The sequence below is a fragment of the Acinetobacter sp. YH12105 genome, from assembly GCF_013419095.1.
GTDB lineage: Bacteria > Pseudomonadota > Gammaproteobacteria > Pseudomonadales > Moraxellaceae > Acinetobacter > Acinetobacter pseudolwoffii.
Window position 1 is genome coordinate 15,287 of the sequence record NZ_VPAU01000016.1, and the last position, 17,343, is coordinate 32,629.

Below are 17,343 nucleotides of genomic sequence, written 5' to 3' on the forward strand. Positions count from 1 at the left end.
ACCCGTAGGTGCTTTTTTAGTGTCTATCTTTTATGGATACCAACCGAACAGCTTAAAGACATAAGGCACATAGGCGATGATCAGTATTGCAGGCAGCAGCACAATCACCGGTAAAATCCAGCGTTCATAACGGTAGTAAAAAGACAGATGGCGTACTTCTGCATCCGCTTCAGCCACTTCGGCATCGCCAATGGATTGTCTGGCCAACAGATGGTTCAGTGCCACCGGTGGCGTCACATAGCCCAGTTCAAAGCCAATCAGGGTGATCATCCAGAAATGCACCGGATGAATGCCGTATTGGTAAGCCACTGGAGCAACAGTCGCCGAGATCAGAATCACCGCACCAAACGGATCCATAATCATCCCGACAAAAATCATCAAGCCGACAATCAGGGAAATGACCAGAATAGTACTGCTGATATCGGTTGGAAACGCTTCCATAATTTCCATACGTTCCAGCAAGCCACCGACACTCACAGAAAGTGCCATCAGGATCACCAGCGCACCAATATGCCCCACGGTTTCACTGGTGGAGATATGCATCGACTTCCAGAAACCCACCTTACGCAAGATTTCTGTAGCATTTGAACGCTTTACACCATGATCAACAGCCAATTCTTTATCTCGCTGCCCCGCATGCTCTGCTTCACGATATTCTACATTGGCCACGCTAGCAGCTGTCGCCAGTTCAGGAGTATTTCTCGAATGTAAGGTCGCATTCAAAGTCTCATCCCAATGACCGACCGGTGGCAACGGTGCCGGTTCATGACGTAATTTATCATATAAGACAATCATCAGCAGAATGACCGGCATCATCACAGGGGCGGTAAATTCATTCAGGTCTGTCGACAAAGCATATTTGTAGAATAGCCAGATCAGAATAAAAATCACGATATAAGGAATAATCGCAAGGAAGGCACGACCGGACTGGGGAGCTGCGATGGTTGGTGCGGCAATCCGGAATTTATTTTCTGCAAAGAATAAAGAAATTACCAGGAATAAAGTCGAGCTAAGCAGGAAGACATAAATCCCATAGTGATAGAGCAAATCAGTAGTTACTTCTTTATTCAGTGATGCTACCACGACGATCAGCAAACATGGACGTAAGACCACACCCAGTGAACCGGACATTGCAGTGGCGGCCAGTGCAAACTGACGGCGTCCACCTGCATTCCAGACTTCCTTATAAATGATCGCACCTGCGGCAATCACGAAAATCCCTGATGCACCGGTATAGGCAGTCGGTAAGGCAGCGGCCAGCAGAATTAACCAGGTCAAGGTTTCGGGGGCCAGATTCCATGGACGCAGAATGTTCAGGAACATATCTACCACACGGGTCTGTTTCAGCAACATACCGGCCCAGATAAACAAGGCCAGATTCAGGAAAATACTGGAAAACTCGACCAGTTGCCCCAGATAAATCCCCTGTCCCATTGGATAATCCATAAAGAAGGTGAAGTTTATTCCGGTAATAATGGCCATATAGGCATACAGTGGCACACTCAAAAAGGCCAGACCAAAACTGCCGCCCTCACGCGTTGGTTTTGGTTGTTTAACCACCTGATATAAACTGATCAAGGTTAAGCTGCTAAACAGAATCATCCACAGCCAGTAGATGTATTTCATCTCGCCCATCGGTACGCCCGAGTTCAGTACAGACTGGTATTGACTGTAGGATGAGAATGCCAGAAAAGCATTACCCAGCAGCATGGCGACCGAATAGACTTTAAAATCGATACCTGTACTTGGACTACGCAGACCAATATGATGGGTTTTTAGGGTGGCACTGATCGCAGCGAATACCACCATGATGACCAAGAGCAAGGCCCGGTTCTCAGTGCCAAACTTGAATATTCCAAAGAAAGACGTTTCAAAGGCCCGATAAGCCCGAATACTCGGTTGTGCTTCGACATGTTGAATGGCTTTATCGTAGAACAGATAAGATTCTTCACAAACCTGCTGTGCCTGTAATACCGCAGCCCGGACATCCGCTTGCGAGCGCACGCCGAAGAAATCAGCATATTCATCGGCTGCATCGGCTTTCATCTGCTGCTGAACACGCTGATCGACATTGATATTGCGTTCACATTGTGGACGTGTCGGTTCAGCACGTAAAAATGAATATTGCATCCCGGTTGCCGGATCGCCATAGAGACGCTCCCCCATGCGCAGCAACTGGCCGTGAATCATTTCTCCAGTACCAATTATCAGTGTGAGCAAAAGCAAGACCAGCACCACGAAGGTCGAGATCCACTCTGTCCAGATATAACGCAACAGACCTAATCCTGATCTGTTTTGATCATCATTTTGCATGTATATTCCTATTTTTATTTTAGCGGCCTGTGTTTGTTCTAGGACGCTGATCTTTCCTTCTGTCCCCGAAAATTCCTTTTCAAAGGTCAGGATTTTTATTCTATGTTTTGACTCTGCATCAAAATCAGCACAATAAAAATGACAATTTATATTTTCTTTTTGTTTTTTCTGCCAAGTGCTTTATTCATTGCTTCACTTTAGCTATCCCGAAAATAGTTGCTGACAATATAGGCCAGCGCCAACATCACTCCCCAAATTACCCCGAGCAAATGTGCTTCGACCAAGACCGGACTGCCAATCAGCTGTGCAGTCCCGACATTGCCAATGGTATTTTCCCAGACCAGTTTGCCAAAGATCAAAAACAACACCAGTGCAGCAAAACTGCGTTCCCGCTTATACAGCAAATGTACACAGGCAACGGCAACATAGGCACCATGCAGCACACCCGACAAGCCAGCGTAGGCTTCAATATTGGGTAAGAAAAAATAAAAACTTAAACTGATCAAAGGTGGCAAGATCAGTAAAATGGCAGAAAAGTGCCATAGAATAGCGCGTGGAAAAATAAAAGGCAGACAGATAAAAGCGAGAATATTCAGGAAATAATGGGTCCACCCCACATGTACCCAATGTGCCGTCCACAGTCGCCAAAACTCACTGAGCAAACTCTCTTGCCAGTAGATGAAACTATCCTTGAAAATTTGCAGACATGCACAGAGAGAGACAAAAGCCGCTAGAAAAATAATTTTTCGTCGAACATGTTGATCTAGCATCAGCTTATGCTTCTCCCTAACCATCTAGTTTAATTTCATCCTTAAAATTCTATGCAGGCTATCTGGGTTACAGGTCTGAACTGAACAGGTCATCGAGTTCCGAAGAGCTGTCTGATTCATCCCAGAAACGTTGCATGCCATCATCGGCGCTGCGCACACCAGTATTTTCTGTCCAGTAACGGTCTGAAATTCCACCAACCATAATCGCTGCCATACTGTCGATCAGTTTGAATTGTGGATTTACCGGCTTTTCCTCAGTACGGGCCTGCGCAAAGGTTTTTAAAGCATCGCGGATTTTGGCATCGTCACCACTGGCCTGTGCTGCTACAGCATATAAAGCATGCGATAAACGTACACCTTTTTGCTCACCAATTTGTGTAGATTGTTTTAATGTTTGGTAAGGATCAGGTTTACCATCGCTTGCACCTGGTAATAAAGTCCAGATCACAGCACGCGTAGCATTCGGTGCTCCCCAGAATTTGGCATTATCCAGACAGGTCATACCACGTTCGACCACAGCAGCGATATCTTTGGGTACATGCACTGCGCCGCCGGAATTAATATCATTGGTCATGGCTTGTAAACCGCTGAGCATGCCCAGCAGATAAACCGTTTGCTCCATATCGCTGTTCATGCGCGGGCATTCTTCACCCAAGGCTTTTTGATATTTTTTTTCATAACGGCTCTGGAACAATTGATAACCGGTATATTGACGCTGTGCCGCTAGAGCCGCCCAGCGCTTCTGCTCAATTCGCGCATCTTGGGCTTCCGCTACCTGGTTGGATTTTGAAGCACGCAAATAGCGTAACTCAGCTTCCAGCGCCTTTTGCTCGGCACAAATGCCGGCAGCCGAATACATCAATACGGCTACTCGCGTCGGATCCGCTCCCATTTCTTTGGTTGCCATGATGGCCGGAGTTAGAGAATTGCCTGAATTACAGACCATCTCGGCATCATCCATGGCTAAAATTGGCGGGACAATATGGTTTTCGGTAAAACCCAGTGCGACATTGGCACCGGTTTTAATGACATGGGAACACCCCGTTAATACTGTTGTTGTTATTGCAATGGTCGCCATACCTTGGCATATTTTACGGACGCCTGACATTTTCCTGTCCTCTATAATTGTGATTATGTCCATCTTTCTGCTAAAGATATCAGAAGCATTTTGTGAATAAAAGAGTATTTACTCCAATCCAGACCAGACACTGTGCCATCAAACTGGCCGACTGCAATTGACTTGATCTGTTGAATTCCCAAATTTTGGGCAAAAAAAAGTAGCATTGCGACGGTTCAGCACATGCTACTTATTAACTGTACAAACAGAGAGGCGGTAATAACTCTGCTTGATTAAGATGAAAATTTATCCTTTAGCACCGTCTCGAGTCGTCCAACCACCTAGGCTGAAACAATCATTACGATCAAAAACATCCACACTAGAGATTCTATTGAGTTCTCTCGTATTTGCTTTTAGTGCGTTCAATGTACAGGCTAAAAATAAAACATAGGCGGGAAATTGTCATACAATTTATCTTACTGATAAGTCATTATTATTTTTTGTCTGACAATGAAAGCGCGTTAATGATCTAAGTATCTGTTTTATTAAAATTTCAATCAAGTGATTAAAATAGCGTTGTCTGACAACTAGATAAGTTTGGTCAGAACTTTCAGGGATTTCCATTGTTTTAGCGGCAATTGGTCACACCAGATCAATAAAGGCTGAGCCTTGGCGTGCTGAAAATACACCACAATATAAGCTTGATGATCAATCACATGACTAACACATACCCGACAGGTGGGCCGAGATTTGGCCGTCAATGACCATTCACGTCCATCCAGATATTCAAACTGTTCAATCTGGGGCGTCTTGCGATAAAACAGCTGATAAATCACCAGTCCCATCGCAGCAGACAGCAGCCAAATTGTAATTGGCAGTAGCTGATACAGCAGATACATCAACAGTGCAAAAATAAAAAGCTGAAACGCCAGTGCACAATAACTGCGTTTCAGCTTGAAACAGCGATTATCCATGAACGTAAAATTTAAGCTTCTTGATCAAATCTTTTAATTCAGGACGCGGCGGCTCAGAGACTTCCATAAACCAGTCCAGCAGATCTGGATCTTCCTGATCGACCAACTCAGCAAACATCTGCTTTTCAAACGGATCAGCAGTTAAGTAGTAGTTTTTTACGTAGGGATCAAAATACACATCCAGCTCTTTTAGGCCACGACGCGCGCGATAAATCACTTTGCGCTCTTCTAAGGTGATGTCATCAGTCATCGAATTTCCCCAATTCGTTATAAACCGGAATAGTTTACCTGAAGCCATCGCTGAATTTCGAGGGATTTCATACAAATGACCAAAAGCATCAGCATATTTAAGTTATTTGAACATTCCGCTCATTGTTGCTGATCTATGCTTGACCTACTTTAAAGCAAACAGATCAGAATAAGGAATAACAAGATGCAATCTGCAGCCATTCGCCCGCTTGCCCCGATGCTACCCCGCCAGCTTTTTACTGCCGAACATGAAGCATTTCGTCAAACCGTACGCAAGTTTTATGAAAAGGAAGTTATTCCGCATAGCGAGCGCTATGAAAAGCAACAGCATGTGGATCGAGAGCTCTGGACTAAAGCGGGTGAACTGGGACTACTCTGCGCCACCATGCCAGAGCAATATGGCGGCTCTGGGGTAGACCGGCTGTATAGCATGATTCTGATTGAAGAACAGGCTTATGCTGGTGATTCAGCCACGGGGTTTTCATTACATTCAGATATTGTCGCCAATTACCTGCTGAACTTTGGCAATGATGCTCAAAAACAACAGTGGTTACCCAAAATGGCGTCTGGAGAAGTCGTCACCGCGATTGCCATGACCGAACCGGGAACCGGCTCTGACCTGCAAGCAGTACGTACCTCTGCGGTACTGGATGGCGATGACTATGTGATTAATGGATCCAAGATCTTTATTACCAATGGCTATCTCTGTGATATGGCGATTGTGGTCTGCAAGACCGGTCATAGCGACAAAGGCTCGGCCAATCTCTCATTGATTATGGTCGAAGCCGACCGGGCCGGATTTAGCAAAGCTAAACCGCTGAATAAAATCGGCATGAAAGGCCAAGATACTTGCGAGCTGTTCTTTGACGATGTACGCGTACCACAAGAAAACTTGCTCGGTCTGGAAGGCATGGGCTTTATGATGTTGATGAAAGAACTGGCCTGGGAACGCCTGATTGTGGCAATTATGTGTCAGGCTGGCGCTGAAGCTGCTTTCGCACATATAGTGAAATACACCAAGGAACGTCAGGCCTTTGGCAAGAGTATTAGCCATTTTCAGAATACCCGCTTTAAACTGGCAGAAATGCGTACCGAAATCGAGTTTTGTCGCGCTTATCTGGATCGCTGCATGGAGCTGCAACTCAAGCAAGAATTAGGCATCGATGCCGCTGCTGCGGCCAAATATAAGATTTCAGAAATGTATAGCAAGGTGGTAGATGAATGCCTGCAATTGCATGGTGGTTATGGCTATATGCTGGAATATCCAATTGCCCGGGCCTATATCGACAACCGTGCCAACCGGATTTATGCCGGTACCAACGAAATTATGAAAGAACTGATTGCACGTTCACTGTAAACTGAACACATAAAAAAGGAGTCACTCAGGACTAATGCTGATCAGTTAAGGAGTTTAGAAATAGACTCTTTAACTTTTTAGTCGTTCACGACGGATTCTTCACCTTATAAATCAAATACTTGAAAATAATTTGTTACTTTGGTTTCGCCCAAATGAGAAGCGAAGCTTCGCAAGGAAGACATCTTGCGGAGCAACACTCCTCACCGCAAAACTCGTCAGCCACCATCGACTAGTAAATTTGTCGCAGAAACAATCATTTTTAAATCTAGTCCTGCCTCAAACAGTTGCGGATGACTTTTCTACTTGTCAAATATGATCATGAATTTAAAAAAGAAAATACTAGTCAATTTCTTAACTGACTGGCATTCGTCACTCAGGACTCCTTTTTCTTCAGTTCAATATCCGACTTTAAGAGACCAGACGCGGTTTATGCTTGAGAGCCTTGCTGTTTTTTTTAAATTTCAGCACCCTATCTTCAAACGAAGCCTGTTTAAGTTCCTTACGATCTGCAAGATAATTATTGCTGACTTTCCACGGTGCATGTTTACCTTGTTTTGGCATCACATCTGCAGCACGGGCAATATAGCCCGAACTGAGACTACCCATCACAGTATCCTCTAGCAATTCAGTCTGATCACCCTGAGCGATGACTTCAGCATAGCCCTGCTGATCCATATAGTTCAGCAAACGGCAAATGTACTCAGCGGCAATATCCACTTTTAAAGTCCAAGAGGCATTGATATAACCAATAATTAGCGCCATATTCGGCACATCACTCACCATGATGCCTCTATACAGCATATGTTGTGAGGTATCGACAGGTTGACCATCAATCGTCGCCTGAATTCCACCAAGAATCTGGATATTTAAGCCTGTGGCTGAAACGATAATATCTGCCTCCAGATGTTGACCCGATTTCAGCTGAATGCCAGTTTCAGTCAAGCTTTCGATCTGATCCGTTACAACTGATGCCTGCCCTTCACGTAAAATTTTAAACAGATCACCATCCGGCACCACGCATAGGCGCTGATCCCACGGCTCATAATTCGGGGTAAAGTGTTTCATATCCACTTTACCTTTGAGCTGAAACTGCACGGATTTAAGTAACAGCGTTTTTAACAGTTTTGGCTGTTTTTGTGCCAAGGCATAAATTCCGCGCTGCATGCCAATATTCCGGGCACGGGTAATTTTATAAGCCACATCTTCTGGTAGATACTGCCGCATCTTTGCATAAATCATATCAATGGAGGGCACTGAAGCGATATAGGTCGGGGAACGCTGTAACATGGTCACATGCCCGGCGCCGCCTTTGACCATCGCCGGAACTAAAGTAATCGCGGTGGCACCACTACCAATGATCACCACTTTTTTGCCCTGATAATCTAAATTTTCCGGCCAATGCTGCGGATGAATGAATTGACCTTTAAAAGCCTCCTGATTTGGAAACTCAGGCTGAAAACCTTGGTCATAATTGTAATAACCGGTACAACTCAGTACGAAATTCGCAATCCAGATCTGCTTCTTGCTGTGTTCATCCTCAATCTCTACTGACCATTTACAGGTCATAGAATCATAGTTGGCGGTTAACACACGGTGTTGATAATGAATTTTCGATTCCAGATTAAATTCATCTACTACTTCGGCCAGATAGCCCTTAATCGAAGCGCCATCGGCAAGTACACTGGCTTTTTTCCAGGGTTTAAAATTAAAACCAAAGGTCGACATATCCGAATCAGAACGAATTCCCGGATATTTAAATAAATCCCAAGTTCCGCCAATGCTGGCACGTCGCTCAATAATTTCAAATGAGCGCTGCGGACAATGTTTAGAAAGATGCGCTGCCAGACCAATTCCCGAGATCCCCGCACCCACAATTAAAATATCGATTTGCTTTTCCATATTGTTCTTTTACCTAAGCGATACTATCTGTTTTTATTAAATCACAAAATTGACAATACACAATGTCAAGTTTGATAAAAAGCCATTATTTTTTTATCTTTTCAGGCCAGATTCAGATTAGTTCTACATGATGCAAATACCTGAAAATAAATTTCAGACATTAAAAAAGGCCGGTTTATTCAACCGACCTTTTCGAACAACTCGCGTTATTCTTCACGAAATTAGTTAACTTCGCGATCTACTAGCTCAACGTAAGCCATCGGTGCAGCATCACCTGCACGGAAGCCCGCTTTAAGAACACGTAGATAACCGCCGTTACGCTCTTTGTAACGAGGGCCAAGAACGGTAAATAATTTACCAACAGTTGCTGCTGAACGAGTACGAGCAAACGCCAAACGACGGTTTGCTACTGTATCGTTTTTAGCTAAAGTGATTAAAGGCTCAGCTACACGACGTAACTCTTTCGCTTTAGGCACAGTTGTTTTGATCAACTCGTGCTCGAACAAAGAGTTAGCCATGTTTTGGAACATCGCTTTACGATGGCTGCTTGTACGGCCTAATTTCACACCACTATTACGATGACGCATGGTGATAGTCCTACTTAATTAACGGCTACGATAGGCGAAACGATCGTCCATACGGAGACTAGCCGGTGGCCAGTTCTCTAAACGCATGCCGAGTTGTAAGCCTTTAGAAGCCAGAACATCTTTGATCTCAGTAAGCGATTTTTTACCCAAGTTAGGAGTTTTAAGCAACTCAACTTCAGTACGCTGTACAAGATCACCAATGTAGTAAATGTTTTCTGCTTTCAAACAGTTAGCAGAACGAACAGTTAGCTCTAGATCATCTACTGGGCGAAGCAAGATTGGGTCAACTTCTTCACGCGGCTCTTGAGCCACAGGTGCTTGATCTTTCTGAAGGTCAACAAAGATTGCAATTTGTTGTTGCAAGATTGTTGCCGCTTTACGGATTGCTTCTTCAGGATCTACAGTACCATTGGTTTCAAGATCAATGACCAATTTGTCAAGGTCAGTACGTTGTTCTACACGAGCGTTTTCCACTGTATAAGACACACGTTTGATTGGGCTATAAGAAGCATCTAACTGCAAGCGACCCACTGGGCGAGTTTCGCCTTCTGGGAAGCGTGAATCAGAAGTCTCGTAGCCACGACCTTGAGCAACTTTCAGACGCATTTTCAATGAGCCTGAGGCACTTAAAGTACCGATCAAATGTTCAGGGTTAACCACTTCAACATTATGAGGTAAACGAAGGTCAGCCGCAGTTACGTCGCCTGCACCTTGTTTCTCTAATGTTAAGTATGCTTCATTTTGATCGAACAGCTTAATCGACAATCCTTTTAGGTTCAGCAAGAGCTCGACGATGTCCTGCTGCAAGCCTTCCAAAGTACTGTACTCGTGCTCGACCCCTTCAATCTCAACTTCTACCACAGCTGCGCCAGGTAGAGAAGAAAGAAGGATGCGACGTAAAGCATTACCCAGAGTATGACCAAAGCCACGCTCTAAAGGTTCTAGAATAACTTTTGCCGAGGTCCCGCTTGCCGCTTCGACCTTGATCGCTTGCGGAGTTAGAAACTCATTTGCAGTACGCGTCATATTGCTTCCTCAAGGATTATTTAGAATACAATTCTACAATCAAGCTTTCGTTGATTTCAGCAGGTAAATCAGAACGATCCGGTGCAGCTTTGAACGTACCTTCTAATTTAGAATGGTCGATTTCCATCCAAGAAGGCATGCCACGTTGAGTTGCTAATTCAATTGCGTTTTTGATACGTAATTGTTGTTTAGCGCCTTCGTGAACTGCGATCACATCACCCGCTTTAACTTGGATAGACGCAATGTTAACACGACGGCCATTCAAAGTGATGCTGCGGTGAGATACTAACTGACGAGCTTCTGCGCGAGTAGAACCGAAACCCATACGATAAACAACGTTATCAAGACGGCTTTCAAGTAGCTTCAACAAGTTTTCACCAGTTGCGCCTTTAACACGAGCAGCTTCTTTGTAGTAGTTACTAAATTGACGCTCTAAAACACCGTACATACGACGTACTTTTTGTTTTTCACGTAATTGTAGTGAGTACTCAGACTGTTTACCGCCACGAGCTCCACCATGTTGGCCAGGAGCTTTAGCGTGTTTTTTAGTTTTTACATCAAACGGTTTAACGCCTGATTTAAGTTGCAGGTCTGTCCCTTCGCGGCGAGAGAGTTTGCATTTTGGACCAATATAACGAGCCATGAATGTTTCTCCTTACACGCGACGTTTTTTAGGTGGACGGCAACCGTTGTGCGGGATTGGCGTCACATCGGTAATGCTGTTAATTTTATAACCCACTGCACCTAAAGCACGAACCGCAGATTCACGACCAGGACCAGGACCTTTTACAAGGACGTCCAAGTTTTTCAAACCGTAGTCTAAAGCAGCTTTACCAGCAACTTCAGCAGCTACCTGAGCAGCGAACGGAGTTGATTTACGTGATCCACGGAAGCCTTGTCCACCTGAAGTGGCCCAAGCCAGTGCATTACCTTGACGATCGGTAATAGTCACAATGGTGTTATTAAAAGAAGCGTGAATGTGTGCGACACCTTCAGAGACGGTACGAGTGACCTTCTTGCGTGCGCGAGTATCTTTAGCCATCTTTTAGCTTCCAGAAATCTTATTTCTTAATAGGTTTGCGCGGACCTTTACGGGTACGAGCGTTAGTTTTGGTGCGTTGACCGCGGACAGGCAAGCTGCGACGATGACGAAGACCGCGATAGCAGCCTAAATCCATTAAACGTTTAATGTTCATGGAAATTTCGCGACGTAAATCACCTTCGGTCGGAACCTTAGCAACTTCTGCACGAATCGCATCAAGCTGAGCGTCATCTAATTCACGGATCTTAGTCGTTGGAGCAATACCCGCAGCAGCTAAAATAGCTTTTGAAGTATGGCGACCAATACCAAAGATATACGTTAGAGAGATAACAGCGTGCTTGTTATCCGGAATGTTTACACCGGCAATACGAGCCATTCAATTTTCTCCAAAAAGGCAGTAGATAATCAACCGCCCCACAAAAATCTTGAGGGGCGGATAATAACCCAATTCGCCTACAGAAATCAACAGGTCTTAATCAGATTAACCTTGACGCTGCTTATGACGAGGTTCTGCGCTACAAATTACGCGGATAACCCCATTACGACGGATAACTTTACAGCTACCACAAATTTTCTTAACAGAAGCTTGTACTTTCATGATGAAACCTCTAAGTGCGCTTATCCCTTAGGATGAGCTGTCGTTTTTCTCATTAACGTTTGATTATCATACTGGTGCGAGGTGAGGTGTGACTGCAGCTGAGCCATAAAGTCCATCACTACTACCACAACAATCAGCAAAGAAGTACCACCCAAATAGAATGGAATACCAAATGAACTTTGCAACACCATCGGCATCAAACAAATGACGGTGATGTAAATCGCGCCAATAAATGTCAAACGACTGAGAATATGATCTAAGTAACGAGCAGTTTGCTCACCTGGACGTATACCAGGCACATAAGCTCCGCTGCGTTTCAAGTTCTCTGACACTTCTTTAGGACTAAATACCAGTGCTGTATAGAAGTAACAGAAAAAGATAATTAACGCACCAAAGAGCACCAAATACAACGGCTGACCAGGCGACAATACCAATGCTACATCTTGCAGGCTACGCTGAATAAATCCGGCATTCGGATCTGCACTACCCACCCACTGGCCTAAGCTCGCAGGGAACAACAGCAATGAGCTGGCAAAAATTGCCGGAATCACACCCGCCATATTAATTTTCAATGGCAAATGTGTCTGCTGTGCAGTAAATACACGACGACCTTGTTGTTTTTGAGCATAGTTGACCGGAATACGACGCTGCGCTTTCTCGATAAACACGATGGCTGCCAAAACACCCAGAGACAACAGACCAAAAATTACCAAGCCAATCAGGCTGGTCTGGCCATTATCTACAGATGACAAAGATTGCATAATTAAATTAGGCAATCCGGCAACAATACCCGCGAAGATGATCATGGAAATACCATTCCCCACCCCACGTTCGGTAATCTGCTCACCCAACCACATCAAGAACATGGTTCCCGCAACCAATGAGGTTACTGCAGGAATATAAAAAGCCAGACCAGTATTCAGGGTAATCCCCTGACTGATCAAGCCTGCACACATCCCGATCGCTTGTACAAGCGCCAGAAATAATGTGCCTTGTCGTGTGTATTGATTTATTTTACGTTTGCCTTGCTCGCCTTCTTTTTTCAAAGCTTCCAGCGAAGGAACCACTGTCGACATCAGCTGCACGATAATCGATGCAGAAATGTAGGGCATGATCCCAAGAGCAAGAATAGACATTCGTTCTAATGCACCACCGGAAAACATGTTAAACAAACCAAGGATAGTACCTTGGTTTGCATTAAACAGGTTTTCTAGGGCCGCATTATTGATGCCCGGTACTGGAATATGCGCTCCTAGCCGAAACACCAACAACGCACCAATGAGAAACATCATTCGACGAATAATTTCACGGTATTTCACATGAAATGGTTGGCCTTTCATCATGTTGACATGACCTGAAGAACTAGGAGTCATAGACACTGGGGATTACTCCTCGACTTTGCCGCCAGCAGCTTCAACAGCAGCTTTAGCGCCTTTAGTCAATGCAACACCTTGAACAGTGAATGCACGAGTAATTTCACCAGAAAGTACGATACGAGCACGGATCATGTCTTTACGTACAACGTTCGCCGCTTTTAAAGTTTCTAGAGACACGATGTCGCCTTCAACTTTAGCAAGCTCAGATAAACGTACTTCAGCAGTTTTCAAAGCCAATTGGCTAGTGAAGCCGAATTTAGGCAAACGACGATAAAGTGCTGTTTGACCGCCTTCGAAACCTGGACGAGTACCACCGCTCTTACGTGAGTTTTGACCCTTGACACCACGGCCACCGGTCTTACCAACGCCAGAACCGATACCACGGCCTACACGAAGGTTGTCACGTTTAGCACCTTCTGCAGGTGCAATTGTATTTAAACGCAGAGTCATGGCTTATTCCTCTACACTAACCATATAGTAGACTTGGTTGATCATACCACGGTTAGAAGGCGTATCTTGCACTTCTACAGTATGACCAATACGACGCAGACCTAAACCTTGCAGGCTCAGCTTATGATTTTTCAAGCGGTGCGATGCAGATTTAGTCTGGGTAACTTTAATCGTTTTCATGATTGATTACCCTTGAATTTGTTCTACTGAAAGACCACGTTTCGCAGCAACCTTCTCAGGAGTAGTCATATCACGCAAACCGTTGAAAGTTGCGTTAACTACGTTAGCAGCGTTAGTAGAACCACGGCATTTAGTCAAAACGTTACGTACACCTACAGCTTCTAGAACTGCACGCATAGCGCCACCAGCAATTACGCCTGTACCTTCAGAGGCAGGCTGCATGAATACGCGACTAGCGCCATGACGTGCATGAATTGGGTGCTGTAACGTACCATCAACAAGGTCAACAGTAATCATGTTGCGACGAGCAGCTTCAAGTGCTTTAGAGATAGCAGCTGGAACTTCACGTGCTTTACCACGACCAAAACCTACGCGACCATTACCATCACCCACAACAGTTAATGCTGTGAAAGAGAAGATACGACCACCCTTAACAACTTTGGCTACACGATCAACGGCAACCAGCTTTTCAACAAGACCTTCGTTTTGTTCAACTTTAGCCATGATTAGAACTCCAAGCCGTTTTCACGAGCAGCATCAGCCAAGGCTTTGATACGACCATGATATTTAAAACCAGAACGGTCAAATGCAACTTTAGTAACACCAGCTGCTTTAGCGCGTTCTGCGATTAAAGCACCTACTTTTTGAGCTGCTTCAACGTTACCAGTTGTACCTGCACGTAGAGTAGCGTCTAAAGTAGAAGCTTGCGCTAATACTTTGCCACCATCTGCAGAGATAACTTGAGCATAGATGTGACGCGGAGTGCGGTTTACACACAAACGAGTCGCACCCAATGCACGGATGTGCAAGCGTGTGCTTTTCGCACGACGCAAACGGGATTGTTTCTTTTCGTTCATAAGAACCTCGCGCCTTATTTCTTCTTAGCTTCTTTACGAAGTACAACTTCGTCAGAATAACGAACACCTTTGCCTTTATACGGCTCTGGTGGACGGTAACCACGGATATCTGCAGCAACCTGACCTAAAGCTGCTTTGTCAGCAGACTTAAGTACGATTTCAGTTGCAGTTGGAGTTTCAGCAGTTACACCTGCAGGAAGTGCATAATCGATCGGGTGAGAGAAACCAAGGTTAAGATGAACAACATCACCTTTAACCGCAGCTTTATAACCAACACCGATAAGCTGTAACTTACGTTCGAAACCTTCGCTAACACCTTTTACAAGGTTGTTAAGCACAGCGCGAGCAGTACCAGCTTGCATCCAAGCGTCTTTCGACTCTTGTACTGGAGCAATAGCCAGAGTACCGTCTTCCTGTTTAAGCTCGACCAGCGCATGCAGGTTGAAAGACAATGTACCTTTAGTGCCTTTCACTTCGACCTGCCGGCCGTTCTGAGTAACTGTTACACCATTCGGTACAGTTACTGGGGCTTTAGCCACACGAGACATGAGGAATCACCTATTAAGAAACAAAAGCAATAACTTCACCACCAACGCCTGCAGCACGTGCAGCGCGATCAGTCATGATGCCTTTGCTTGTAGAAACAATTGCAATACCTAAACCTTGCTTAACGCTTGGAAGTGCATCTTTACCGCGATACTGACGTAGACCTGGACGGCTTACGCGTTTCACAGTGTCAATCACTGGCTTGCCTTCAAAATATTTTAACGTAATTGTTAAAGTTGGTTTGCCTTCAGCTTCCGCAACTTCTACGTTAGAAATGTAACCTTCTTGTTGAAGTAAGTTAGCAATTGCAACTTTCAACTTAGAATTAGGCATAGAAACAGTTTGTTTCTTCGCCATTTGTGCGTTACGAACACGTGTTAGCATGTCGGCAACGGTATCTTGCATACTCATTTATAGTGCTCCTTACCAGCTTGCCTTAACAACGCCAGGTACATCACCTTGCATTACTGTTTCACGTAATTTGTTACGGCTTAAGCCGAACTTACGGAAATAGCCATGCGGACGACCAGTTAAACCACAACGGTTACGTAGACGTACTGGAGATGCATTACGTGGTAATGCCTGCAATTTCATCATCGCTTCGAAACGTTCTTCGTCTGATGCATTTACGTTTGCAATAACAGCTTTTAATTCAGCACGTTTTGCAGCGTATTTAGCAACAGTAGCTTCGCGTTTCAATTCGCGATTAATCATACCTTTCTTAGCCATATCGACCTCTTATTTGAACGGGAAGCCGAATGCACGCATAAGCGCACGGCCTTCGTCATCGGTGCGAGCAGTCGTAGTAATGGTAATATCCATACCACGAATACGATCAATCTTGTCAAAATCGATTTCAGGGAACATGATCTGTTCCTTAAGACCCATTGAGTAGTTACCACGACCGTCGAATGATTTCGCAGAGAAACCACGGAAGTCACGGATACGAGGGATCGCAATCGAGATCAAACGGTCTAAGAATTCGTACATACGTTCGCCGCGTAAAGTAACTTTACAACCGATCGGCCAACCATCACGGATTTTAAAACCAGCGATTGATTTACGAGCTAACGTAAGTACTGGTTTTTGACCAGCGATAGCTTGCATATCTGAAAGAGCACCATCAAGGAGTTTTTTGTCAGCAGCAGCTGCGCCAACACCCATGTTGATCGTGATTTTAGTGATGCGAGGAATTTCCATCACATTTTTAACGCCTAAAGTCTCTAATAACTGAGCTTTAAGTTCGTCATTGTAACGTGTTTTAAGTCTGGCCATGGCCTATATCAACCTATTACTTCGCTACCGCCACTGATTCACCATTTGATTTGAATACGCGAGTTTTCACGCCATCAATCACTTGGTAACCAACACGGTCAGCCTTTTGGGTTGTAGCATTAAAAACTGCCACGTTTGAAATATGAAGCGAAGCTTCCTGAGTTACAACGCTACCTTCAGCGCCTGTAGCACGGTTCGGCTTTTGGTGCTTCTTCACCAAGTTAAGGCCTTCAACCTTAACACGGTCATTAGAAACAGACAGAACAGTACCCTGTTTGCCTTTTTCTTTACCTGCGATCACAATTACTTGATCGCCTTTTTTAATCTTAGCCATGATCGCCTCTTATAGAACTTCAGGAGCCAATGAAATAATTTTCATGAACTGTTCAGTACGAAGTTCACGAGTCACTGGTCCGAAAATACGAGTTGCAATCGGCGCTTTGTTGGTGTTCAAAATAACAGCAGCGTTATCGTCGAAACGAATCACTGAACCGTCTGCACGACGGATACCGAATTTTGTACGAACCACAACTGCATTCATCACGTCACCTTTTTTAACACGTGCGCGTGGAATTGCTTCTTTTACAGTAACTTTAATAATGTCGCCAACAGAAGCATAACGACGATGCGAGCCACCAAGTACTTTAATACATTGTACGCGGCGTGCACCACTGTTGTCTGCTACGTCGAGCATCGTTTCGGTCTGAATCATTGCCCTACTCCAAAACCGAGCAACACCGGTCGAAATTTCGAAAGGCTCAAAGAGTACTCGAAATTGACCGATGAT

At 44.7% G+C, this 17,343-nt stretch carries 24 protein-coding genes; 1 reads left to right on the plus strand and 23 read right to left on the minus strand.

Annotated elements, in window-relative coordinates; genetic code table 11:
• Positions 1–30: 30 nt before the first annotated feature.
• The 5 genes from FTU44_RS11625 to FTU44_RS11645 form a co-directional block, all read right to left on the minus strand.
• A complete protein-coding gene (locus FTU44_RS11625) occupies positions 31–2,313 on the minus strand; it encodes a TRAP transporter large permease subunit (RefSeq protein WP_180050807.1) in 2,283 nt (760 codons plus the stop codon).
• Positions 2,314–2,510: 197 nt separating this feature from the next.
• Positions 2,511–3,083: a rhombosortase gene (gene rrtA / locus FTU44_RS11630; RefSeq protein ID WP_005094122.1), complete on the minus strand. Its 573-nt coding sequence runs from the start codon at positions 3,081–3,083 to the stop codon at positions 2,511–2,513.
• Positions 3,084–3,150: 67 nt separating this feature from the next.
• Positions 3,151–4,191, minus strand: a complete 1,041-nt coding sequence (locus tag FTU44_RS11635) for a hypothetical protein (RefSeq protein WP_180050811.1) — start codon at positions 4,189–4,191, stop codon at positions 3,151–3,153.
• A gap of 536 nt (positions 4,192–4,727) precedes the next feature.
• On the minus strand, positions 4,728–5,114 hold the full coding sequence (locus FTU44_RS11640; protein WP_179999145.1) for a hypothetical protein: 387 nt from the start codon (positions 5,112–5,114) through the stop codon (positions 4,728–4,730).
• Positions 5,107–5,364, minus strand: a complete 258-nt coding sequence (locus tag FTU44_RS11645) for a succinate dehydrogenase assembly factor 2 (RefSeq protein ID WP_005094125.1) — start codon at positions 5,362–5,364, stop codon at positions 5,107–5,109. Before FTU44_RS11645 ends, FTU44_RS11640 begins: the two co-directional genes overlap by 8 nt.
• 183 nt (positions 5,365–5,547) lie before the next feature.
• On the opposite strand from FTU44_RS11645, the gene FTU44_RS11650 reads away from it, so the two are divergent.
• Positions 5,548–6,720 (plus strand): acyl-CoA dehydrogenase family protein, encoded by a 1,173-nt coding sequence (locus FTU44_RS11650; RefSeq protein WP_180050814.1) that lies wholly within the window; start codon positions 5,548–5,550, stop codon positions 6,718–6,720.
• A gap of 408 nt (positions 6,721–7,128) precedes the next feature.
• Here FTU44_RS11650 and FTU44_RS11655 read toward each other — a convergent pair whose 3' ends face one another.
• The 18 genes from FTU44_RS11655 to rplN form a co-directional block, all read right to left on the minus strand.
• Positions 7,129–8,619 (minus strand): NAD(P)/FAD-dependent oxidoreductase, encoded by a 1,491-nt coding sequence (locus FTU44_RS11655; protein ID WP_180001115.1) that lies wholly within the window; start codon positions 8,617–8,619, stop codon positions 7,129–7,131.
• A 221-nt stretch (positions 8,620–8,840) separates the two neighbouring features.
• Positions 8,841–9,206, minus strand: a complete 366-nt coding sequence (gene rplQ, locus FTU44_RS11660) for a 50S ribosomal protein L17 (RefSeq protein WP_004281488.1) — start codon at positions 9,204–9,206, stop codon at positions 8,841–8,843.
• Between the two features lie 18 nt (positions 9,207–9,224).
• A complete protein-coding gene (locus FTU44_RS11665; RefSeq protein ID WP_005094131.1) occupies positions 9,225–10,232 on the minus strand; it encodes a DNA-directed RNA polymerase subunit alpha in 1,008 nt (335 codons plus the stop codon).
• Positions 10,233–10,248: 16 nt separating this feature from the next.
• Entirely contained in the window at positions 10,249–10,875 is a 627-nt protein-coding gene (gene rpsD, locus FTU44_RS11670; RefSeq protein ID WP_005094132.1) for a 30S ribosomal protein S4, read from the minus strand.
• A 12-nt stretch (positions 10,876–10,887) separates the two neighbouring features.
• Positions 10,888–11,274 (minus strand): 30S ribosomal protein S11, encoded by a 387-nt coding sequence (gene rpsK / locus FTU44_RS11675; protein ID WP_004281491.1) that lies wholly within the window; start codon positions 11,272–11,274, stop codon positions 10,888–10,890.
• A 19-nt stretch (positions 11,275–11,293) separates the two neighbouring features.
• Complete coding sequence (rpsM, locus tag FTU44_RS11680) at positions 11,294–11,650, minus strand: 30S ribosomal protein S13 (RefSeq protein ID WP_004281492.1); 357 nt, start codon at positions 11,648–11,650, stop codon at positions 11,294–11,296.
• Between the two features lie 105 nt (positions 11,651–11,755).
• Positions 11,756–11,872 carry a 50S ribosomal protein L36 gene (rpmJ, locus tag FTU44_RS11685; RefSeq protein ID WP_000867907.1) on the minus strand — a complete coding sequence of 39 codons (117 nt, stop codon included), beginning with the start codon at positions 11,870–11,872 and terminating at the stop codon, positions 11,756–11,758.
• A 20-nt stretch (positions 11,873–11,892) separates the two neighbouring features.
• Positions 11,893–13,212 carry a preprotein translocase subunit SecY gene (gene secY / locus FTU44_RS11690; RefSeq protein WP_171063316.1) on the minus strand — a complete coding sequence of 440 codons (1,320 nt, stop codon included), beginning with the start codon at positions 13,210–13,212 and terminating at the stop codon, positions 11,893–11,895.
• 45 nt (positions 13,213–13,257) lie between these two features.
• Entirely contained in the window at positions 13,258–13,698 is a 441-nt protein-coding gene (gene rplO, locus FTU44_RS11695) for a 50S ribosomal protein L15 (protein WP_005094137.1), read from the minus strand.
• A gap of 3 nt (positions 13,699–13,701) precedes the next feature.
• The gene (gene rpmD / locus FTU44_RS11700) at positions 13,702–13,878 is read right to left on the minus strand and encodes a 50S ribosomal protein L30 (protein WP_005094139.1); all 177 of its coding nucleotides are present in this window, start codon (positions 13,876–13,878) and stop codon (positions 13,702–13,704) included.
• Positions 13,879–13,884: 6 nt separating this feature from the next.
• Positions 13,885–14,382 carry a 30S ribosomal protein S5 gene (gene rpsE, locus FTU44_RS11705; protein ID WP_004281496.1) on the minus strand — a complete coding sequence of 166 codons (498 nt, stop codon included), beginning with the start codon at positions 14,380–14,382 and terminating at the stop codon, positions 13,885–13,887.
• A 2-nt stretch (positions 14,383–14,384) separates the two neighbouring features.
• Complete coding sequence (rplR, locus tag FTU44_RS11710; RefSeq protein ID WP_004281497.1) at positions 14,385–14,735, minus strand: 50S ribosomal protein L18; 351 nt, start codon at positions 14,733–14,735, stop codon at positions 14,385–14,387.
• Between the two features lie 14 nt (positions 14,736–14,749).
• A complete protein-coding gene (rplF, locus tag FTU44_RS11715) occupies positions 14,750–15,283 on the minus strand; it encodes a 50S ribosomal protein L6 (RefSeq protein ID WP_005094142.1) in 534 nt (177 codons plus the stop codon).
• Between the two features lie 13 nt (positions 15,284–15,296).
• Entirely contained in the window at positions 15,297–15,692 is a 396-nt protein-coding gene (rpsH, locus tag FTU44_RS11720; protein ID WP_005094144.1) for a 30S ribosomal protein S8, read from the minus strand.
• Between the two features lie 12 nt (positions 15,693–15,704).
• Positions 15,705–16,010, minus strand: a complete 306-nt coding sequence (gene rpsN, locus FTU44_RS11725; protein ID WP_004732275.1) for a 30S ribosomal protein S14 — start codon at positions 16,008–16,010, stop codon at positions 15,705–15,707.
• A gap of 9 nt (positions 16,011–16,019) precedes the next feature.
• A complete protein-coding gene (gene rplE, locus FTU44_RS11730) occupies positions 16,020–16,556 on the minus strand; it encodes a 50S ribosomal protein L5 (protein WP_005094146.1) in 537 nt (178 codons plus the stop codon).
• Between the two features lie 16 nt (positions 16,557–16,572).
• Positions 16,573–16,890, minus strand: coding sequence for a 50S ribosomal protein L24 (gene rplX / locus FTU44_RS11735; protein WP_004281502.1), 318 nt, complete (start codon positions 16,888–16,890; stop codon positions 16,573–16,575).
• A gap of 9 nt (positions 16,891–16,899) precedes the next feature.
• Entirely contained in the window at positions 16,900–17,268 is a 369-nt protein-coding gene (gene rplN, locus FTU44_RS11740; protein WP_005094147.1) for a 50S ribosomal protein L14, read from the minus strand.
• Positions 17,269–17,343 lie beyond the last annotated feature (75 nt).